Below are 20090 nucleotides of genomic sequence, written 5' to 3'. Positions count from 1 at the left end.
TTTTACGCAAATACAAAAAAAGCAGCCGAAAATGGCTGCTTCTTGAGGTTATTGCTTCGGTTTATAGCTTAAAGAATGAAAGCTGAGCTTTCTGCTTTTCTGCTAATGTAGACAGCTCGTTACTCGCACTTGCACTCTGACATATACCAGATACGTTTTGATTAACCAGCTCAGACATGTTCACGACGTTGCGGTTAATGTCTTGCGTTACCTGAGATTGCTGCTCTGCTGCGGTTGCAACTTGGGTATTGGCATCATTGATATTCGTTACAGACTCTGTAATACCCTGTAGCGCGCTGTTAGCTTGCAATGATAGCTCATTGTTTTTCTCCAGCATTTCGAGGCTGAGCTGCATGCTATCGTTAGCAAGACCAGACTGCTTCTGTAGCTCTTCAATGATGGCTTGGATTTCGCCCGTTGATTCTTGAGTTCTTGCTGCCAGCATTCGAACTTCATCCGCAACCACTGCAAAACCACGACCAGATTCGCCCGCACGCGCTGCTTCAATGGCTGCGTTTAGTGCTAGAAGGTTAGTCTGCTCTGAAACACCGCGAATAACTTCAATCACATCATTGATTTGTTCAGACTGCTCTTTAAGAGTTAGAACAACTTGCGCCGCTTCGTTTAGTGCATTACCCATTTGAGCACTTGCTTGACTACTCTCTTCAAAGATATCCAAGCCAGATTTAGCCAATTGATCGGCTTCACGTGCTGTTGAATCTGCCATCTGAGCGTTATCACTGACGTTATCTGCGGTGCTAGAAAGCTCGTTGACTGCAGAAGCGACTTGCTCAATCTCAGCCAGTTCTTGCTGGGCATTGGCTTGCGCTTGCGTCATCACGGCAGCTAACTCAGTAGAAGCGGAAGCGACTTCCTCACTAATGCGGCTTAACTCTTCTACCGTGCTGTGAAGTTGCTCAGCGGTTTGGTTCACATCAGTACTCAGTTGAGAGACTTCATTATCACCATCGACCTCGGCACGAACAGAAAGATCACCATGTGCTAGCTTACGCATCACTTTCTGCAGTTGAAGGATTGGTTTTACAATCATGCCTGAAAGTACCCAAGCGACAGCTAAAGAGGCAACAAGAACAGTAAGTACCATGTACATTGCCATGTTTTTAACTTTTGTATTCTGCTCAGCGCTATGTTCCATGGCATCGGTCGCGAACTCATTAACTTGTGCAGACAAGGTATTGATGGCGCCTACCATTTGATTGCCAGAGTCACGATATTTTGCGATAAAGCTGTTGTACTCTTGCAGACTCACTTGGCCGCTGTCTCTTTGTGAAAACAGCTCTACTGCACGGTGAGAGTATTGTACGTAATCTTCAATAGCGCGGCGCACCACTCGTACTTCATCTCTGAATGTGTCGCGACTAGCCATCAAATCGAGATCTTTTTGAATCTCTTTTAAGCCTGTTTTAAGTTCGTTTAAAAACACTTGGCGGCGAGAATCATCGTAGATAGCATACACCGCACTAATACGTAACGGATAAACCTGATCATCAATTTTTGCCAAGGTGTCTTTGTAATACACAAGAGAATCTGTGTTAGAGCTAATAATTTCTTGCTCTGCCTCTAGATTACTTTTGGTGATCCACAATGCGATAAATAGCGCGAACGTTGTGAAGATAACAGGTACCAATACCTGTGTTCGAATAGACAAATTTTTAAGGGACAATTGCATTATTTTTCTCATTCAAGTCGTTGGACTCATCCTTGAAGTGGGAAGATTCCCATAGATAAAGTGCGCGAACTCTAGCACAGAGCGTGATCAAAGTCACATTTGATTTCTGCTTAGTTCGCGTTGAATTATCGTGTAAGTTTCTGTTTTACAACAGACACTTATTTTCCATATGCAATTGATTTATAAATTAACTGAATAGCAACCTCTTTGATATAGAACAAAAAAGGCCAAGCTAATGCTTGGCCAATGGGACAGAATTTCAGGCAACTCTGTATTTAGAAATCGTAACGTACACCTAAACGAAGTGTATCTTCACCCGTGTCTTTAAAGCCGTCTGCGTCAGCATCTGTCGACTTAATACCGTTGGAGAAGTATGAAACATAAGTACGGAAGTTACCGTTGAATTTGTAGTAGCCCACGACTTCTACACCATCCGTCGCATCCGCTTTAGTGCCATTCGCCGCTTCGTTTTCTTGATTAGTGTAAACAACTGCTGCTGATAGTTGTTTGGTAAATTTGTATTTCGCTGCAACCTCAAGCGCTTTGAACTCTTTGTCGCTTGTGCCTGTTGCTTTGTCATCTAGGTCGCCTACTGAGTAAGTCGCGCCTAGATAAAGTCCGTCTAGTGTATAACCTAGACCACCAAGAATTTGATTTTGGCTACCGTTACCTTTGCCTAAATCAGCCCCTGAGAACGCTAGACCAACATCTAAGCCAAACGGCGCTGAATAAAGACCTGAGATGCTGTAACCGTCAGTGTCTTCATCGCTATTTGCTTGGTAAGTGGCTTGAAGTTGAAACGCATCGAATGCACCGCGGTAAGCAAACACGCTGTCTTCTTTGTCGCTTGCGGAGTTAATCACCTGCTGAACACCAGAGAACTCTGAGATATCTGTCAGATCCGATACGATAACGGCAGCCATGTCTTGACGACCAAACGACAGTGCATGACCATCAAAGTCTAGACCTGCATACATGTAACGGTTTTCAAACTCATCTTTACCTGTATCTTGCTCAGCTTCATAGACACCAAACGCTGACATACCCTCAGTAATCTCAGATTTGCCTTTCAGGTTTAGACGTGCACGAGTGCTATCGTCCATCGTGCCTTTAATCTCTGCACCTTTGCTTGTGCCAATAAAGTCACCACGAAACTCTACGCGACCACCGACTTTAAGCTCAGTACCATCAGCTTTGTATACTGTCGCTGCAAGAGAAGAACCCGATACAAGTGCTGCAAATACTGCAGACGCTGCCACTGCTTTTTTCATCTTATTTACCCTTTACATATAGAATGAGCTTCTATGCTCGAACTGTTGATGCGAGATAAATTAGATGGGCAGGATGACGTTTCGATTGCTAATCTATTACGATTAAATGTCGATTATATTTATGATTGATGACAGTAAAATAAACAAAATCAATCAGTTAATTTTAATACAGACGCAATAGAATTGTGATGGTAACAAACTTAACGCTCGTCTTTGGGTGAATCCATGACCACCATGGTAGTAATAGACTGTACTTGAGCGCACTCACCTAATACGTCGGCATGAAACTTCTTGTAGCTTGGCAAGTCTTTGGTCTCAACTCGAAGTAAATACTCGTTGGCGCCTGTGATGTTGTGACACTCAACGACTTCATCAACAAATCTGACGTGTTCTTCGAACTCCAGCTGGGCTTGTTTTCGATGACTGGCAAGGCCGATAGAGACATAGGCGACAAAGCCGACACCAAGTTGGCTATTATCAAGCATGACTCGATAGCCTTTAATCACCTCGCGTTTTTCAAGATCTTGGACGCGCCTAAGCGTGGCTGAAGCTGATAAACCTATACGCTCTGCTAACTCGACATTGGAGATTCTTCCGTCTCTTTTGAGTTCTTGCAATATTCTTTCGTCGAACTTATCCATTTATTACCTTTATTGCGCAATTAGTCCTAGTCATTCGAATAAAAACACATAATTGCGCACTATTCCACCTAATATAGTGGTTGACCGGTCAAGACAAGCGTTACTACGCAATATTATTGCTTTCACGATAGAAATAGGACATCTCATGGAATTCGAACAACTCACTGCTCTTGTGATATTTGCCTTTGTCTCGACCTTTACACCGGGGCCAAATAACTTAATGCTGATGACTTCAGGCGCCAATGTTGGCTATATGCGTACGTTACCTCACATGTGCGGAATTGCATTTGGTTTTGCATTTATGGTTTTGCTTGTTGGGCTTGGCTTGTCAGCGGTGTTTGAAGCCTACCCAATCGCCCACCTTGTCTTGAAGTATGTGAGTTTGGCTTATCTTGCCTATTTAGCAGTGAAAATCGCGTTAAGTGGACGCGCAAAAGACGTCGATAATTTTCGCCCTATGACATTCCTAGGGGCAGCCAGTTTTCAGTGGGTAAACCCAAAAGGTTGGTCTATGGCGCTAAGTTCCGTCACTCTATATAGCAATGGTGGCGGATGGATCGAACTACTGATCATTTCGGCGACCTTTTTATTGGTCAACTTCCCATCAGGTTCATTTTGGATTTTGGCAGGTCGAGAGCTTCAACGTTGGCTAACTAGCGCTTTACGTATCCGAAGCTTCAATATTCTGATGGCCGTCTTATTAGTTGGCTCCACCCTGCCGATGATATAGATGTCAGGAATGTAAATTTGGTTAAAGATACTATCTAACTCTGTTGTGTGCTGTTAACCTAGATGAGAACAAGAACAATTCTCGGGTTAGCACATGAAAAAGCCATCACCAAAGCACGTTACCATATCTTCAACCGAATCTGTCACGCCAAACATGCAGCGCATTACCTTTCAAAGTGATGCGCTAAAAGAGTTTCCAAACAACTGTGAGGGTGGCTACATCAAGCTATTGTTTACGCCTTCTGGTGACACTGACCCACAGCAGTTATCGGGCGATGAGCGCCCAGTGATGCGTACTTACACCATTCGTAAGTTTGACGAGCAAGCGGGAACCATCGAGGTCGACTTTGTTAAACACATTACTCATGACCTTAAATGCGGTTTTGCTGCGCGCTGGGCGATGAAGGCTCAGGTTGGTGATTCCATTCATATTGCCGGCCCTGGCACGATACAAGATATGAGCACAGACGCGGATTGGTTCTTCATGACCGCAGACATGACAGCCCTACCTGCCCTATCGGCTAAGATTCGACGCCTCCCGGCTGATGCAAAAGGCTACGCTGTGATTAAAGTTATCTCTGAGCAAGATATTCAACCCATCGAAGCCCCAGAAAATTTTGAAGTCCAATGGATCTTTGAGAATGATGACTTGGCAAAAGCGGTTTGCGCTCTACCTTGGCTAGCTGGTAAAGCGTCCGTTTGGTGTGCTTGTGAGTTCGATTCAATGCGCGCGCTGCGTCAGTACTTCCGCAACGAGAAAGAAGTCGAGCGCGAAAACATCTACATTAGCAGCTACTGGAAACAAGGTGTTTCAGAAGACGGTCACAAGGTGATTAAACGCCAAGACGCTGAAGAGCAAGAAGCTTAACTCAAGTTTTACTGTGCGATAAGACCAAGAGGAGCCTTCTCTTGGTCTTAATCAAAGTTCTCCGCCAAGAAGTCGATCAGTAAGCGTACTTTTGGTGAGAGATTTCGATTTTGCGGGTAAAGTGCCCAGATCCCCTCTCGCTCATCACGATACTCTGAAAGCACCTCGACTAACTCTCCGGCCTCTAGCGCTTCTTTCACATAGTGATCCGGGAGCTGCACTAATCCAAGCCCCCGTTTTGCTGCATCAAGCAGTGCGTAGCCCGAGTTACAATGTATTCTTCCCGAAACCCGTATCGATTTTTCACTTTTAGAATCACGAAAACGCCAGTAATCAACTGACCCAACAAGACACTGATGATGGTTGAGTTCGGATAAAGTATGTGGCTCGCCATACCTTTCTAGATAGTTAGGACTTGCACACACATACAGCTGCCGACTCGATAATCGCTTGGCAATTAAGCTCGAATCCTGCAATTTTCCCAAACGAATCGCGACATCAACGCCTACCTCGATCAAATCAAGCTTTTGGTTAGTCAGCATGAGCTCTAAGTCGACTTGTGGGTAAAGTTCTAAGAATTGGTGTAATAATGGCGCGAGGTTTTGTTCACCGAAAGTGACGGGAGCGGTCACCTTTAGCAAACCTTTAGGTGTCGACTGCATTTGAGTGACTGCCAGTTCAGCCAGTTCTAGACCTTCGACGAGATGCTTACACTGCTGATAATAGAGTTGCCCAGCTTCGGTTACCGAGACTCTACGTGTGGTGCGATTGAACAGCTTAACGGCCAGTCTTTCTTCTAACAGAGCGACTTTACGGCTTATTTGCGCGACCGATGTATCGAGCTTCTTTGCTGCAGAGGTGAAAGATTGAGTTTCTGCGACTGCGACAAACTCGCTCACTCCTTCCCAATTTGCCATAGTGATTTCTGTAATATTGTCTTATTAAACTACTGTCATTATTGCAAACCTGTAACAGTAATACCACTTAGCAAATCGTCAAGCCTAGCGCGAATTGCAGTATAGAACTGTGCTAATATGTGCCTCTGTTCCAAACATCTCAATAACACAGCATGTCGAAATTCAAAATCTCTCTAGGCGCTGCTTTGGTCACTGTTGCCCTTGTTCTCGCTTGGGTTTTTATCCCTACCCATGTCAGGCTCAGTAGCGAAATTCTTAATCAACCCGTTGGTGAAGGGTTCAAGCTCATCGGTCACAAGGCAATCTCGACCAAGCCCGAAGATGGTAAACTGAATCACTTCTTTCTAATCGATGAAAACAGTTCGGTAAAAGATGCGACCCCGTTCCTGATTACTTCAGATCCTTTCATCAAAGTAAACCAAACGGATGAGAACAAGCTTTCAATCACGATTAATGGCCGTGTGAAGCAGTTAGACAATGACCTTTGGGTTGAAAGAGCGGATGGCACAGTTCAGCACTGGTTTATTTCGGCACAAATCAATTACGTTCGCTAGTTTTCTAAACTAGAAATATGCTCACAAACAGGTAAAATCACGCCCAATTGATTTTACCTGTAGTGAATACTTTAATGCACCACCCAGACCAGCTTTTCACTCGTTTCGATAGTGATATCCAATCGTATCCACTACCCGAGAAGTTTACCTTTCCTTTTTACTACCAGCCTCACCCACTGTGTGTCCTAGCTGCGCAGCAGCTGCAACGCCACCTTACTGAGCAACAGGCTTGGCATCATGACTTTGGTATTGATGGTAGCCCAGATGGCACAGGTAAGATGTTCGGTGTGCTTCTTGTTCAGTCTCCTGAAGGTGAGATAGGCTATTTCTCTGCGTTCTCTGGCAAAATCGCTGATCAAAACTTATTGCCCAGCTTTGTTCCACCCGTGTTTGATATGCTAGCGGAAGAGAGCTTCTTTCGTTCCGATCTCGCTGAGATTACTCAGATCAATCAAGCAGTTAAAACAGAACAATCCAATCCAGAACTTTTGCAGCTTAAAGAGGCATTAAGTCAGCTGGAACAAGGTTATGCAGAGGCAGAGCAAGAGCAACGTGACGCGATTATTAAAGGGCGCGCTAAGCGAAAAGAACAGAGAAAACAAGGCGAAGCCAACCTCGACTCTAGACAACTTGATGCCCTGCTCGTTGAATTGAGTAAACAAAGCGTGGCTGAGAAAAACGTCCTTAAGTACTTAAAATTAGAGTGGGAAGAGAAAATCGCTGGCGTCAGCTTACAACTGAATGAACTGACAACGTCACTCAACGCCTTAAAAGAAAAACGTAAACAACTCTCTAATGCTTTGCAGAACAAGCTTTTTGAGCAATACCGCTTCTTAAACATTCGCGCTGAAGAACGGTCCCTAAAATCAATCTTTGCACCCACTACCTCTCCAGTTCCACCAGCAGGAGCAGGTGAATGTGCAGCGCCTAAGCTACTCCACTACGCCTTTAAGCATGGCTTTAAGCCGCTAGCACTGGCTGAGTTTTGGTGGGGCGTTTCACCCAAATCTGAAATTCGTCAGCACACTAAGTTCTATCCTTCGTGTAACAGTAAATGCCAACCAATCCTTGGACATATGCTTGAAGGGATGTTGGTTGACGACAATCCACTCGAAGAAAATTGGGCAGAAGATAAAGAGCTAGAGATCTTATTTGAAGATGACGCGATGGTTGTCGTCAATAAGCCTTCTGGGTTGCTATCTGTACCGGGAAAGACCATCACAGATTCGGCCTACACCCGACTTCAAGAGCGTTACCCTGATGTCGAAGGGCCTTTCGTCATCCATAGACTTGATATGGCAACATCTGGTTTATTGGTGTTTGCCTTAACCAAGCGTGCCAATAAGAGTCTACAAAAGCAGTTTATTTCTCGCAGCGTGCAAAAGCGTTACGTTACACTACTTGAGGGTAAAGTCTCTGAATCTAACGGTGAAATAAATCTACCAATGCGTGGAGACCCGGTCGATCGTCCTCGCCAATTGGTCTGTTTTGAGCATGGAAAGCCCGCGCAAACCTACTGGGAAGAAATTTCTACCGTCAATGGTAAAAGCAAACTCTACATGTACCCTAAAACCGGTCGTACTCATCAACTTCGCGTCCATTGCGCTCACCACTTAGGCCTTAACCTGCCTATGGTTGGCGATACTTTATATGGCGAAAAAGCAGACCGATTGCATTTACATGCCGAGCGATTGGAGCTGGAACACCCTTACTCGAAGCAACCTATGACCTTCGAAGCACCAGAGAGCTTCTAAACTTTCGTTTATTCATATCATCAACCTTACGTTGGTGATATGAATATCAGCAACTATTCTTTAGATACTGACATTCTCTAGAGGATTGCACCATGCTCAAACAAAGCTTCAAGCTCATCGCTTTAATCTTTGCCCTTTCTGTCTCTCACATCTCTTATGCAAATACGGTTAAGCTTGCTAATGGCGAGTGGGCACCTTATCAATCGAAATCTCTCAAAGAAGGGGGATTTATCACTCAAATTGTACGCGAAGCTTTCGAGGCTGAAGGTTACACCGTAGAGTTTGACTACATGCCTTGGAAACGTGGTTTTGAAGAAGCAAAAGCGGGTAACTATGACGGCTCTCTTATCTGGAGTAAAAACCCAGACCGTGAACAACACTTCCTCTATTCCAATCCTGTTATTACTTTGAGTACCGCCCTATTTCAGCAAACAAGCAAACCTGTCACTTGGAGTAACCGAGAAGACCTGTCGTCTCTAAAAATCGGGGGCGTCACTGGCTATGCCTATGGCATTGAAGATTTAGAAAAAGCTGGAACTGTTAATATCCAACGTATCGCAAGCGCCGAAAACAACTACAAAAAGCTCAAGGCAGGTCGTTTAGATGTGGTTTTGGAAGATATGGATGTCGGTATGGAAACAGTGACTAAGCTTGGTCTTACTGGCGCGATTGAGCCGAATGCAAAGATGCTTACTGAGCGTGACTACTTCGTGATCATTTCAAAAAATTCACCGCGAAGCCAAGAGATGTTAGACGCCTTTAATCGCGGATTAGCTAAATTAGAAGCCGAAGGTAAACTTGAGCAATACAGACAAGCTTCAATTGAAGGCAAATACAAACAGTAATCAACACCTACGCCAATAAAAGAGAAGCTCTAGTATCATCTAGAGCTTCTCGTCATTAGCTGCTGATTATCGAACATTGTCACGAGATTGAGCCGCAATTGCGTCCCACCAGTCATATAGATACAACGCGAGATAGATAGGAATAAGAGCCCAAAGCAGTGGATCATCAAAAACATGAAAAGTGGTTCCTATCGCAGCGACGGCTAACAACATGAGCTCTGTTATACCGATAAAGAGTAGCGCTTTAGTCAAATGAACCAAGTAGCGATGAACTGGAAAAGCCAACTGAGTCTTTTGGTAGGTTGCTTCAAAAACCCCGACAATCGCTGCCGCCATCAATAAACCAATTACAGCCAATATCGCAGACTGATTACCCTTTTCCATTTCCTGCATCGCTTCAAACGTCAGCTCATACATTAATGGTGCAGCTATGACCAAAACAAATAACTGTTTGCATACCACTTCTAGATAAAACTGATTGTGGCTCTTACCCATTGATTCCTTTCCTGCGTTATAAGTTTCGTGATTCATCGATTAAATTTTAAAACAATATCAATACATAACATAACTCTAGCCAATAAATTAATTTATAGTACGACAAACTATATATAACGAGTGAACATGTTATTTAGGTCAGCCCAAATAAGTGATGTCGCGCAATTAGTCGCTCTACAAAAACGATGTCATATTGATTCTCTGACTGAGAAAGATAAGAAAGATGGATTCCTAAATACGATGTTGACTGCTGAGCAACTCACTCAAATCATCGAGTCAGAACAAGGAATCTTTGTCGCCGAGCATGAAGAGTCCATTATTGGGTTAGCCGTTTGCGCCTCTTGGCAGTTTTGGCGCTGCTCAACTGTGTTAACTGAGCTGTCGCATGACTTGCAGAGTGTCCCTTTTAACAACGAAACATTGTCTACAGAGAATTCGTTCTTCTGGGGGCCTGTTTGTATCGACCAAAATAGTCGAGGACGCGGTGTATTCGAAAACCTCTATCAATATGCATTAAGCAACGTTAGCTCTAAGTATCGTTTTGTTTATACCTATGTACATCAAGAGAACACCCGCTCGTTTCATGCACATCTACACAAAGCGAAACTAACCTTTACCAAAAATATCATTCTTTCCGGTCAAACGTTTAAAGAATTGGTTGGAGAAACGAGACAGGTTTAGTTTTGACTCATATTCCTGTGAGGCACGCTTAAATTTTAAGTCGCAACGCTTCTACCTAATCATTCAATCATGTTAGACAAACCAATTAGCGAACGAGCGAACAAAAGGAATGATAGCGATGTCCAAGTTTAGCGCAGCGGTAAAGTGGCAACGAGGCCCAAGTGAAGCCTTTAACGACAACCAATATAGTCGCGCCCATACATGGTATTTTGATGGTGGAATCACTGTTCCAGCTTCATCATCGCCCCATGTCATTCCACTCCCTCTCTCAGTAGAAGAAAACGTCGACCCGGAAGAAGCCTTTATTGCCTCCATTTCAAGTTGTCATATGCTGACCTTTCTTGGCATTGCTGCGAAACGCCGCTACATCATAGACAGCTATACTGATGAGGCCGTAGGCTTCCTTGATGAAGACTCATCAGGTAGAAGTTCCGTCACACGAGTCATACTTCGCCCAAAGATCGAATTCAAAGGTGAAAAGCAACCCTCCTTGGAACAACTTGAAAAGCTACACCATTTGGCGCACCAACACTGCTTTATCGCGAACTCTGTCAAAACAGATATTACTACCGAAATTATTCAAATGGGCTACTAATGAAGAAACTATTTCTTATCGCAACCTTTGTCGGCTTCGGTATCTTTGTTGTAGTTGGTCAGCAGTCACAGCTTTTCGGTTCAAACAATCCTGATACTTTCCCTAAATTACCTTCACAACCAGATTTCACTGTGTCACACGAATTTGATGGCCAATGGATAGGTAGAAGAGTCGACGTGAGCGGCAACAATATGTGCTCAAAGACCACCATCACTGGTAGCGTTACCGACGGTTTTGCTCAGTTCACCTTGACGTACAATGGCACACCATTAAAAGGTTGGATTGAATCAAGCGAAGGTGGACTTGTTCTCTACGCTACCAATGATCAGTGGGATTACCGTTTTACTGGCAAGGCGAGCGGCTATCGAATCTCCGGTGAGTGGCATTTGAAAAACGGCATCTGCAAAGGCAATTGGTATCTGGAAAAACAAAGCTAATTGTCATCCCCCTCTTCATGCTACACTCTGCTGCAACTATGGGGCTCTCCCCCTGATTTAATCTAGATTCAGAGTGTAAGCATGTCTTTCTCGAAACTCGGCTTAAGCCAACCTATCACTGATGCTATTTCTCAACTTGGCTATCAAAAACCCACCAATATCCAAACTAAAGCGATTCCTGTCATTCTCCGCGGAGAAGATCTCATCGCCGCTGCACAAACTGGTACAGGTAAAACCGCAAGCTTTGTGTTACCTATTTTGGAGAAGCTTAGCCAAGGTGCAACACAACGTAAAAAGCGCATTCGAGCTCTCATTCTGACCCCGACTCGTGAACTAGCGGTTCAAGTTGAACAGAAGATTCAAGATTACAGTCAGCACCTGCCTCTGACCTCTCTCGCTATGTACGGTGGTGTTGATGAGCAAGCCCAGAAGCAAGCTTTAATCGAAGGTGTCGATATTCTCGTTGCAACGCCGGGGCGTCTGATTGATATGTACGGCAAACGCGCGGTACATTTTGAAGAAGTCGAAGTCTTGGTGCTTGATGAAGCAGACCGTATGCTGGATATGGGCTTTATTGATGACATCAACAAAATCCTTGATCGCTTACCAACAGATATTCAGAACCTTCTGTTCTCTGCCACACTTTCAAACAAGGTTCGAGATCTAGCAAAAACAGCCGTACACGACCCTTATGAGATCTCCATTGCAGCAAACCAAGCCTCGAAAAAGAACATCGAGCAATGGTTGATTACCGTTGATAAAGACAAGAAATCTGCCCTGCTGAGTCATCTAATCAATGAGAATGATTGGGACCAAGCCCTGATATTTATTGAAACAAAACATGGTGCTGCTAAGCTCGCCTCTCAACTCGAAAAACGTGGCATTATGGCCGAAGCTTTCCACAGTGGTCGTAGCCAAGCGGTTCGCTCACAACTGTTGGAAGACTTTAAAGCAGGCAAGATTAAGTACATGATCGCAACAGGGGTTGGCGCTCGCGGTATCGACATTGAAGGTCTAACCCGTGTGATTAACTATGATTTGCCGTTCCCTGCCGATGAGTATGTACACCGCATCGGGCGTACCGGTCGCGCAGATGCTCAAGGTGAAGCGATTTCTTTCGTATCCAAAGACAACTTCAAAAACCTTTGCATGATCGAATCACGCTTGGGCCATCTCATTGAACGCCGTGAAGTTGAAGGATTCGCCCCACGAAAACCTGTACCCATTTCAATTTTGAATTATGTACCTAAGCACAAGCGTCAGCAAAAGGAAGATTAAATGACTGCCCCAACAAAAATCACCTTCTTCGAGTTTCTGACTCCGCTAGTCGCCTCCGGTAAGAAGACAATTACGATTCGCGATGAATCAGAGTCTCACTACGTACCAGGCACCACGGTTGAAGTTTTCACCCTAGAGACTGATGAAAAAGTGTGTGAGGTGAAAATCTTATCTGTGAAACCGCTGCACTATGATGATATTAACGAGTTTCATGCGCAGCAAGAGTACATAGAGCTGCCTAAGCTGAAAAAGTTAATTCGAGAAATCTACCCTAACACGGACACCTTGTTCGAAATTAGCTACGAGCTAGTTTAAACCAAATACCCGCAGACACTTTCTGCGTCAGCGGGTATTTAAAAACTTGATCTTTCTTCCAAATCCTTTACTTCCCACACGTTTCTCAGATATGCAGCTAAACTGATATATAGGCAAAATATTCAATTGAATCAATAACCTTATATTGTGTGTGGTATCAATGTCAGTATCTTCTCTACATAGATTTCAATATTTACCCATCGTAGCGCTCGCTATTTCCATGATTGTGGGTGGCTACTTTTTCCATACTACGCTAGCCGACTGGACGAAACGTATCGTAAGTGGCTACATGTCTGGCTTGCTTGATGACGTGGCGCATCAAATCCACGAAAAGAAACTAGATCTCTATGATATGGAGCAGCCAGAAATCGACGTCTTTATCGATAATCTATCCCAATCACGTTTTGGACAACGTTTTACCATCATACATAGCAGCGGTAAGGTACTTGGCGACTCGCAGCTTTCAAATCGAGAAATTAACGCACTGGATGACCATAGTGATCGCCCTGAAGTCGTTGAAGCACTCGCTGGCAAACTGGGAATATCCAAAAGGTACAGCGAATCAATCAACCAAGATTTACTTTATGTCGCCAAAACTCTTGAGCTTCCACCCGATGATCACGGCCATGACACAATCTATGTTATCCGCCTCGCCATGCCACTCACTGCGCTTACAGCAATGACCGTGGATCTCGAATTAATTGTCGATGCTTTAATGGCCGCTTCCTTTATCGTACTCATCGCCTCTTCTTGGTTTAGTCATCGAAGAATCTTTGCCGTGGTCAACCACGAGCGTCAGCAACAGGAAATGCGGATTGCAAAGAGTACCCGTGAGATTGAATTATTGCATCAACTTGCCAATATGCTTGCAGCATGTAATAGCATTAAAGAAGCGCAAGTTGTTGTCGCAGATATCATCCCTAGGCTACTCGGCGACATTAATGGCTGCGTGTCGATCATGCGCGAGTCACGTAACCAACTCGAAGTAAAGCTTGACTGGGGTGGCGAATGGCCTGCAAGTAAAGTGTACGCGCCAAATGATTGCTGGGCGCTTAGAAAAGGTAAATTTCATCTATCTCATGAAAAGCATCACAACTTAGTCTGCAGTCATATGAATGGCTTGGATGAAGATGGAACAACACTATGCATCCCTCTAACCGCGCATGGTAATACGGTTGGTATGTTCCACCTCTATTTCGGTGTTCAATCTGAGCAAGTCAGCGAAGAGACCAAACAATTAGCCTTTACGCTCGCTGAGCACCTTGGCTTGGCATTAGCAAACTTAAGCTTGCAGGAGAAGTTGCGCTCGCAAGCAATGCGAGATCCACTTACTGGCTTGTTCAATCGACGCTACTTTGAAGAAGTTTTTGACAAAGAATGGTCCAAAGCGGAACAAGATCATGCTGAACTATCACTGCTGATGCTCGACCTTGATCATTTTAAACGCTTTAACGATAACTTTGGTCACGATGCGGGAGATTACGTACTAAAAGAGGTATCAGCCCTGCTCAATCGTTCTATCGAAGAGAATCAGGTCGCTTGTCGACTTGGCGGTGAAGAGCTTGCGATTATTTGTCCTGAGACGGGCAAAGAAGAAGCGCTTAAGCTAGCTAACCTCATCGTCGAATCAGTGCGAGAACTGCACTTGGACATGAAAGGTCTCTCATTAGGGCAGCTCGGCGTTTCCATCGGTGTGACCACATTCCCAGAGCTAAATGCACCCACCGCTGACTTGGTCAAAGCGGCGGACACCGCGCTTTATCAAGCTAAAGAGCAAGGACGTAGCCAGGCTATCCACACTCATGCCAATGTCGAGAAAGCGCCTACGGCAACCATCACAGATATACTGCCTCGAAAACCTTAACCACACATTCATCGCTCGTAGTCTGTTAGCTCAGATTATGAGCGATGCTTTACCAATTTATTTACCACGCTCTCCTGCACCTATAATTACAGCTTAAATTAGCTATCGACGCCCACTAGACGACTGGTCTATTTTCATTTATAGTTCAGACCATGAACGAAAAAACGAACGATACTCGCCAACATATACTCGATGTGGGCTACGAATTAGTGGTGACCAAAGGCTTTACGGCTGTTGGTTTGTCGCAACTATTAAAAGCCGCGGATGTACCCAAAGGCTCTTTTTATCACTACTTCAAGTCTAAGGAGCAATTTGGTGAAGCCTTAATCGAAGATTACTTCAGAACCTATCTTGCGCGACTTAACGCATTTTTTAACTCTGAAGAAGGTAATGCTAACGAACGATTGATGGGTTATTTCTCACGCTGGCTTGAAGTGGAAAACGGCGTATGTAATGCCAATCGCTGCTTAGTCGTAAAGCTCAGTGCTGAGGTTTCGGATTTGTCTGAGACTATGCGCGTCGTTTTAGCAGCTGGCGCAGAGCGAATCATTGAATCGATCGCTCAATGCATTCAAGCCGGTATTAAAGATGGCTCGATATCGACGGTAAATCCTCATGCGACAGCGACACAGCTTTATCAACAGTGGCTTGGCGCAAGTTTACTTAACAAGCTGGTTCAAGATCATACCCATCTGGAGCACAGCCTAGAAACAACCAAGGCATTACTCAACACTTAATTACAGAATTCCCGTAGTTGAAATGTCCTACGGGAATTTTTTGAAACAATAACTAGACGACTGGTCTAATAATAGGAAAATCACTCAATGACTAATAACATAAACCGACGTATTGTGCTCGCCTCTCGCCCTATAGGTGCCCCTGTAGCTGAAAACTTCCGCCTAGAAGAGTCAGAGAAGCCACAGCCACAGCAAGGCGAAATGTTACTTCGTAGCGTCTATCTATCTCTGGATCCTTATATGCGTGGTCGTATGAGCGATGCTAAATCCTACGCTGATCCTGTTGCCCTAGATGAAGTGATGGTGGGAGGGACCGTTTGCCAAGTTGAAGCTTCAAATCATCCAGATTACGAAGTTGGTGAATGGGTATTAGCCTTTACTGGTTGGCAAGACTACGGTATCTCAGACGGTGAAGGGCTGATTAAAATGGGCAAGAACCCGACTCACCCATCTTATGCGCTTGGCGTGATGGGGATGCCTGGTTTTACCGCTTACATGGGACTGCTTGATATTGGCCAACCTAAAGCCGAAGATACTCTTGTTGTCGCTGCGGCAACTGGGGCTGTAGGCTCTATGGTCGGTCAAATTGGTAAGCTAAAAGGCTGCCGCGTTATTGGTGTGGCTGGCGGTGAAGAAAAGTGCCGTTACGCAGTCGAAAAGTTGGGTTTTGATCTTTGTCTCGATCACAAAGCAGATGACTTCGAACAGCAATTAGCAGCAGCGTGTGATCAAGGCATCGATATCTATTTTGAGAACGTGGGTGGTAAGGTGTTCGACGCTGTTATGCCTTTACTAAACACTGGAGCGCGTGTTCCTCTTTGTGGCCTTATCTCTCAGTACAACGCTACTTCTTTACCGGAAGGTCCAGACAGAATGTCGATGCTGATGGCCCAGCTTTTGATCAAACGAATCAAAATGCAGGGATTCATTATTTTTGACGACTATGGGCACCGCTACGGAGAGTTTGCCGCAGATATGGGTCAATGGCTCGCCGAAGGAAAAATTCATTACCGCGAGCACCTCGTAGAAGGCTTTGATAAGGCTCCTGAAGCATTTATCGGCCTATTAGAAGGTAAGAATTTTGGCAAACTGGTTATCAAGACCAACGACGCACTATAAGGAACTACCATGATTAAGTTACACCATTTAAATCAATCTCGTTCCAAGCGTATTATCTGGTTGCTTGAAGAGCTCGGCGTAGACTATGAGATCGTTCCTTATCGTCGTGATAGTGTGACATTTCTAGCACCACCTGAGCTCAAGTCTATTCACCCACTAGGGAAATCTCCGGTTATTGAAGAAGCAGGGAGCGTGATCACTGAGTCGGGTGCTATCACCGAGTATCTGATTGACAAATACGCGGCGGACACACTGGCGCCAGCAAGAGGAACCCACGATCACTTAGATTATTTACAATGGCTTCACTTTGCTGAGAGCTCCGCAGCTCTGCCGTTGTTACTGAAGGTTTTCGTTGAAAAAGATGGCGCATCGATGAACTTTTTGCCTGATTACACGGCAATCGAGCTGGATAAAGTGATGAGTTATGTTGATCAACGACTTGAAGGCAAGCGCTATCTGGTTGCTGACAAGCTCACTGGTGCCGATATAATGATGTCTTTCATCGTCGATATTCTCACCAACTTTGGTTTGCTAGAGCGTTATTCCAATATCACTCGCTATGCAGAGCAACTCGCTAGCCATGAAACATGGCAAATAGCGCAGCAACTAGAACTCAAGTTCTCATAACCTGTTCGCTTTCAAGCTGCCAAACTCAGTTTGGCAGCTTATTACCTAGCCTTTAATGTTCTATCTATCCTCTTAGCATCCCTCAAGATAGAAATTATCTATCGATAACATAGCTACAATCAGTTTTATATCTAAGCTCCTGCCTACTATTCTCTGTCGTAGATAAACGGTCCTGCAAGACTTGTTAAACATGAACAATTCGACTGTCACCGACAAAACAAGAATCAACCAGACAGCCGAAAGTACGCGACACTAAGGAGCAAAATCATGGAACACAAAAATGGTAACAATAGTGGTCAATGCCCAGTAATGCACGGCGGCGCAACCTCTTCAAATTCATCCAATGTCGCTTGGTGGCCAAATGCGCTTAACCTCGACATCCTTCATCAACACGACCAAAAAACTAACCCATTGGGCGCTGATTTTAACTATCGAGAGCAACTAAAAAAGCTCGATGTAGATGCGCTTAAAAACGATCTAAAAGCATTGATGACGGACAGCCAAGATTGGTGGCCTGCAGACTGGGGACACTACGGCGGCTTGATGATTCGTATGGCATGGCACTCCGCAGGTACCTATCGCATTGGCGATGGTCGCGGCGGCGCGGATACAGGTAATCAGCGTTTTGCTCCTCTTAACTCTTGGCCAGATAACGGTAACCTTGATAAAGCTCGCCGCCTACTTTGGCCAATCAAACAAAAATATGGCAACAAAATCAGCTGGGCTGATCTTATGATTCTTGCAGGTAACATGGCTTATGAATCAATGGGATTAGAGACATTTGGTTTTGCCTTCGGCCGTGAAGATATCTGGCATCCAGAAAAGGACATCTACTGGGGTGCAGAGCAAGAGTGGCTAGCCACCAGCGAATCAGATAACAGTCGTTATTCTGGTGAGCGCGATCTAGAGAATCCGCTAGCAGCAGTGATGATGGGGCTTATCTATGTCAATCCTGAAGGTGTCGACGGCAACCCAGACCCACTTAAAACAGCCCAAGACATGCGCGTTACCTTTGCACGCATGGGAATGAACGATGAAGAAACCGTTGCCCTTACGGCGGGCGGACATACAGTCGGTAAAGCACACGGTAACGGCGATGCGTCTAAACTAGGTGCGGAGCCTGAGCGTGCAGAACTTGAAGAACAAGGCTTAGGTTGGAACAACCACACTTCTCGCGGTGTTGGTCGCGATACGGTGACAAGCGGTATCGAGGGCGCTTGGACAACCAATCCTACACAATGGGACAATGGCTACTTCCACTTGCTGCTGAATTACGATTGGTGGCTACAAAAGAGCCCTGCTGGCGCTTGGCAATGGGAACCAACCCATATTGAAGAGCACGATAAGCCAGTCGATGTAGAAGATCCAAGTATTCGTCATAACCCAATCATGACTGACGCGGACATGGCTCTACGATTTGATCCTGACTATCGTCAAATCTCCGAGCGTTTCCACAAGGATCCAGAGTACTTCTCACAAACCTTTGCCCGTGCATGGTTTAAGTTGACTCACCGCGATATGGGACCAAAATCTCGCTACTTTGGCCCAGACGTTCCAGCTGAAGAGTTAATCTGGCAAGACCCTGTTCCAGTAGGAAAAAGTGACTATGACGTTGCGGCAGTAAAAGCCAAAATCACTCAAAGTGGCTTAAGCATCAGCGAGATGGTTTCTACTGCTTGGGATAGTGCTCGCACCTTCCGTAATTCGGATAAACGTGGCGGTGCTAACGGCGCACGTATTCGCCTCGCACCTCAAAACCAATGGCAAGGCAACGAGCCGGAGAAGTTGGCTAAAGTGTTACCGATAGTAGAAGGTATCGCGAATGAGTTCGGTATTAGCGTCGCAGATACCATTGTTTTAGCTGGCAATGTCGGGATTGAGCAAGCGGCTAGAGCCGGTGGCATAGATATTTCGGTTCCATTCGCTGCGGGTCGTGGAGACGCAACAGCAGAACAAACCGATATCGAATCATTTGAGGTTCTTGAGCCTGTGGCTGACGGCTTCAGAAACTGGCAGAAGAAACACTATGCTGTCAGCCCAGAAGAACTGATGCTAGACCATGCTCAATTGCTAGGCCTAACCGCACCTGAAATGACTGTGCTAATTGGTGGTATGCGAGTACTTGGCACAAACCATTCGGGCACTCAACATGGTGTGTTCACGGATAACGTTGGCGCCCTCACCAACGACTTCTTCGTCAACTTGACGGATATGCGTTATACGTGGAAACCGACTGGTCGCAACTCGTACTCAATCATTGAACGTACAAGCGGCGAAGAAAAGTGGACTGCAACTCGCGTTGACTTGGTATTTGGTTCGAACTCTATCCTGCGAGCTTACGCGGAGGTCTACGCACAAGACGATAACAAAGAGAAGTTTGTTCAAGACTTTGTCAAAGTCTGGACTAAGGTCATGAACGCAGACCGTTTCGATTTAAAACAGTAACTTGAATCGCCTCCACTCTCTTCAGCGAGTAGTGGAGGCATAAACGAACTATTGAAAGCGGTTAATCGCTTGGAAAAATCGCCCAAGTTGCACTAGTTTTAATGATGTAACCAAAATTAAGAAATGAGGCGCATATAACGCCTCATAATCTATAAAGTAAGTGTTACCAGTGAGGAGAGTTGGTTATGAAAGGCTTCGATTTCTTTAAATTGTTTGATACCAAAGAAC

Annotated in this window: 20 protein-coding genes; 15 read left to right on the top strand and 5 right to left on the bottom strand. The window is 45.0% G+C overall.

The genetic code is table 11. The features are described 5' to 3' along the window. Positions 1 to 61: 61 nt before the first annotated feature. The 3 genes from LYZ37_RS18150 to LYZ37_RS18140 all read right to left on the bottom strand — a co-directional run bounded on the left by LYZ37_RS18150 (position 62) and on the right by LYZ37_RS18140 (position 3602). A complete protein-coding gene (locus LYZ37_RS18150; RefSeq protein ID WP_272788234.1) occupies positions 62 to 1690 on the bottom strand; it encodes a methyl-accepting chemotaxis protein in 1629 nt (542 codons plus the stop codon). A gap of 275 nt (positions 1691 to 1965) precedes the next feature. Further along, positions 1966 to 2961 carry a porin gene (locus tag LYZ37_RS18145; RefSeq protein WP_272788233.1) on the bottom strand — a complete coding sequence of 332 codons (996 nt, stop codon included), beginning with the start codon at positions 2959 to 2961 and terminating at the stop codon, positions 1966 to 1968. Between the two features lie 200 nt (positions 2962 to 3161). Then, positions 3162 to 3602: an Lrp/AsnC family transcriptional regulator gene (locus LYZ37_RS18140; protein ID WP_004746945.1), complete on the bottom strand. Its 441-nt coding sequence runs from the start codon at positions 3600 to 3602 to the stop codon at positions 3162 to 3164. A 145-nt stretch (positions 3603 to 3747) separates the two neighbouring features. On the opposite strand from LYZ37_RS18140, the gene LYZ37_RS18135 reads away from it, so the two are divergent. Then, positions 3748 to 4332 (top strand): LysE family translocator, encoded by a 585-nt coding sequence (locus tag LYZ37_RS18135; RefSeq protein WP_004746944.1) that lies wholly within the window; start codon positions 3748 to 3750, stop codon positions 4330 to 4332. A gap of 93 nt (positions 4333 to 4425) precedes the next feature. Further along, positions 4426 to 5199 (top strand): siderophore-interacting protein, encoded by a 774-nt coding sequence (locus LYZ37_RS18130; RefSeq protein WP_272788232.1) that lies wholly within the window; start codon positions 4426 to 4428, stop codon positions 5197 to 5199. A 47-nt stretch (positions 5200 to 5246) separates the two neighbouring features. Here the strand turns inward: LYZ37_RS18130 and LYZ37_RS18125 are convergent, their stop codons facing one another. Further along, positions 5247 to 6116, bottom strand: coding sequence for a LysR family transcriptional regulator (locus LYZ37_RS18125; protein WP_272788231.1), 870 nt, complete (start codon positions 6114 to 6116; stop codon positions 5247 to 5249). Positions 6117 to 6268: 152 nt separating this feature from the next. Here LYZ37_RS18125 and LYZ37_RS18120 point away from each other — a divergent pair, with 152 nt between their 5' ends. From LYZ37_RS18120 to LYZ37_RS18110, 3 genes are all read left to right on the top strand, one after another. Further along, entirely contained in the window at positions 6269 to 6670 is a 402-nt protein-coding gene (locus LYZ37_RS18120) for a hypothetical protein (RefSeq protein ID WP_272788230.1), read from the top strand. A gap of 74 nt (positions 6671 to 6744) precedes the next feature. After that, positions 6745 to 8424: an RluA family pseudouridine synthase gene (locus LYZ37_RS18115; protein WP_272788229.1), complete on the top strand. Its 1680-nt coding sequence runs from the start codon at positions 6745 to 6747 to the stop codon at positions 8422 to 8424. A gap of 92 nt (positions 8425 to 8516) precedes the next feature. Then, positions 8517 to 9269 (top strand): substrate-binding periplasmic protein, encoded by a 753-nt coding sequence (locus LYZ37_RS18110; protein WP_272788228.1) that lies wholly within the window; start codon positions 8517 to 8519, stop codon positions 9267 to 9269. Positions 9270 to 9335: 66 nt separating this feature from the next. On the opposite strand, the gene LYZ37_RS18105 is transcribed toward LYZ37_RS18110, so the two are convergent. Continuing rightward, positions 9336 to 9764, bottom strand: a complete 429-nt coding sequence (locus LYZ37_RS18105; protein WP_171320862.1) for a hypothetical protein — start codon at positions 9762 to 9764, stop codon at positions 9336 to 9338. Between the two features lie 126 nt (positions 9765 to 9890). Between LYZ37_RS18105 and LYZ37_RS18100 the strand changes: the two genes are divergently transcribed. From LYZ37_RS18100 to katG, 10 genes are all read left to right on the top strand, one after another. Then, entirely contained in the window at positions 9891 to 10445 is a 555-nt protein-coding gene (locus tag LYZ37_RS18100) for a GNAT family N-acetyltransferase (protein WP_272788227.1), read from the top strand. Between the two features lie 118 nt (positions 10446 to 10563). Beyond that, the gene (locus LYZ37_RS18095; RefSeq protein WP_272788226.1) at positions 10564 to 11040 is read left to right on the top strand and encodes an OsmC family protein; all 477 of its coding nucleotides are present in this window, start codon (positions 10564 to 10566) and stop codon (positions 11038 to 11040) included. Next, positions 11040 to 11477, top strand: coding sequence for a hypothetical protein (locus tag LYZ37_RS18090; protein WP_272788225.1), 438 nt, complete (start codon positions 11040 to 11042; stop codon positions 11475 to 11477). The genes LYZ37_RS18095 and LYZ37_RS18090 overlap by 1 nt, the downstream gene beginning before the upstream one ends. Before the next feature lie 81 nt (positions 11478 to 11558). Continuing rightward, the gene (locus LYZ37_RS18085) at positions 11559 to 12755 is read left to right on the top strand and encodes a DEAD/DEAH box helicase (RefSeq protein WP_272788224.1); all 1197 of its coding nucleotides are present in this window, start codon (positions 11559 to 11561) and stop codon (positions 12753 to 12755) included. Next, on the top strand, positions 12756 to 13070 hold the full coding sequence (gene yqfB, locus LYZ37_RS18080; RefSeq protein ID WP_272788223.1) for a N(4)-acetylcytidine aminohydrolase: 315 nt from the start codon (positions 12756 to 12758) through the stop codon (positions 13068 to 13070). 160 nt (positions 13071 to 13230) lie between these two features. After that, the gene (locus LYZ37_RS18075) at positions 13231 to 14934 is read left to right on the top strand and encodes a diguanylate cyclase (RefSeq protein WP_272788222.1); all 1704 of its coding nucleotides are present in this window, start codon (positions 13231 to 13233) and stop codon (positions 14932 to 14934) included. Positions 14935 to 15086: 152 nt separating this feature from the next. Further along, positions 15087 to 15671 carry a TetR/AcrR family transcriptional regulator gene (locus LYZ37_RS18070; RefSeq protein ID WP_272788221.1) on the top strand — a complete coding sequence of 195 codons (585 nt, stop codon included), beginning with the start codon at positions 15087 to 15089 and terminating at the stop codon, positions 15669 to 15671. 87 nt (positions 15672 to 15758) lie between these two features. Next, a complete protein-coding gene (locus LYZ37_RS18065; RefSeq protein ID WP_272788220.1) occupies positions 15759 to 16790 on the top strand; it encodes an NADP-dependent oxidoreductase in 1032 nt (343 codons plus the stop codon). Between the two features lie 9 nt (positions 16791 to 16799). Further along, on the top strand, positions 16800 to 17417 hold the full coding sequence (locus LYZ37_RS18060; RefSeq protein ID WP_272788219.1) for a glutathione S-transferase family protein: 618 nt from the start codon (positions 16800 to 16802) through the stop codon (positions 17415 to 17417). 267 nt (positions 17418 to 17684) lie between these two features. Continuing rightward, complete coding sequence (katG, locus tag LYZ37_RS18055) at positions 17685 to 19862, top strand: catalase/peroxidase HPI (protein WP_272788218.1); 2178 nt, start codon at positions 17685 to 17687, stop codon at positions 19860 to 19862. Positions 19863 to 20090 lie beyond the last annotated feature (228 nt).

The organism is Vibrio tubiashii, assembly GCF_028551255.1.
GTDB lineage: Bacteria > Pseudomonadota > Gammaproteobacteria > Enterobacterales > Vibrionaceae > Vibrio > Vibrio tubiashii_B.
Note: the sequence above shows the minus strand (reverse complement) of the source record. Positions and strands in the feature narration are given on the sequence as shown.

Bases quoted from the DNA above. Each gene is read 5' to 3' on its own strand.
- LYZ37_RS18150 (WP_272788234.1), bottom strand. From the start codon at position 1,690: ATGCAATTGTCCCTTAAAAATTTGTCTATTCGAACACAGGTATTGGTA.
- LYZ37_RS18145 (WP_272788233.1), bottom strand. From the start codon at position 2,961: ATGAAAAAAGCAGTGGCAGCGTCTGCAGTATTTGCAGCACTTGTATCG.
- LYZ37_RS18140 (WP_004746945.1), bottom strand. From the start codon at position 3,602: ATGGATAAGTTCGACGAAAGAATATTGCAAGAACTCAAAAGAGACGGA.
- LYZ37_RS18135 (WP_004746944.1), top strand. From the start codon at position 3,748: ATGGAATTCGAACAACTCACTGCTCTTGTGATATTTGCCTTTGTCTCG.
- LYZ37_RS18130 (WP_272788232.1), top strand. From the start codon at position 4,426: ATGAAAAAGCCATCACCAAAGCACGTTACCATATCTTCAACCGAATCT.
- LYZ37_RS18125 (WP_272788231.1), bottom strand. From the start codon at position 6,116: ATGGCAAATTGGGAAGGAGTGAGCGAGTTTGTCGCAGTCGCAGAAACT.
- LYZ37_RS18120 (WP_272788230.1), top strand. From the start codon at position 6,269: ATGTCGAAATTCAAAATCTCTCTAGGCGCTGCTTTGGTCACTGTTGCC.
- LYZ37_RS18115 (WP_272788229.1), top strand. From the start codon at position 6,745: ATGCACCACCCAGACCAGCTTTTCACTCGTTTCGATAGTGATATCCAA.
- LYZ37_RS18110 (WP_272788228.1), top strand. From the start codon at position 8,517: ATGCTCAAACAAAGCTTCAAGCTCATCGCTTTAATCTTTGCCCTTTCT.
- LYZ37_RS18105 (WP_171320862.1), bottom strand. From the start codon at position 9,764: ATGGGTAAGAGCCACAATCAGTTTTATCTAGAAGTGGTATGCAAACAG.
- LYZ37_RS18100 (WP_272788227.1), top strand. From the start codon at position 9,891: ATGTTATTTAGGTCAGCCCAAATAAGTGATGTCGCGCAATTAGTCGCT.
- LYZ37_RS18095 (WP_272788226.1), top strand. From the start codon at position 10,564: ATGTCCAAGTTTAGCGCAGCGGTAAAGTGGCAACGAGGCCCAAGTGAA.
- LYZ37_RS18090 (WP_272788225.1), top strand. From the start codon at position 11,040: ATGAAGAAACTATTTCTTATCGCAACCTTTGTCGGCTTCGGTATCTTT.
- LYZ37_RS18085 (WP_272788224.1), top strand. From the start codon at position 11,559: ATGTCTTTCTCGAAACTCGGCTTAAGCCAACCTATCACTGATGCTATT.
- yqfB (WP_272788223.1), top strand. From the start codon at position 12,756: ATGACTGCCCCAACAAAAATCACCTTCTTCGAGTTTCTGACTCCGCTA.
- LYZ37_RS18075 (WP_272788222.1), top strand. From the start codon at position 13,231: ATGTCAGTATCTTCTCTACATAGATTTCAATATTTACCCATCGTAGCG.
- LYZ37_RS18070 (WP_272788221.1), top strand. From the start codon at position 15,087: ATGAACGAAAAAACGAACGATACTCGCCAACATATACTCGATGTGGGC.
- LYZ37_RS18065 (WP_272788220.1), top strand. From the start codon at position 15,759: ATGACTAATAACATAAACCGACGTATTGTGCTCGCCTCTCGCCCTATA.
- LYZ37_RS18060 (WP_272788219.1), top strand. From the start codon at position 16,800: ATGATTAAGTTACACCATTTAAATCAATCTCGTTCCAAGCGTATTATC.
- katG (WP_272788218.1), top strand. From the start codon at position 17,685: ATGGAACACAAAAATGGTAACAATAGTGGTCAATGCCCAGTAATGCAC.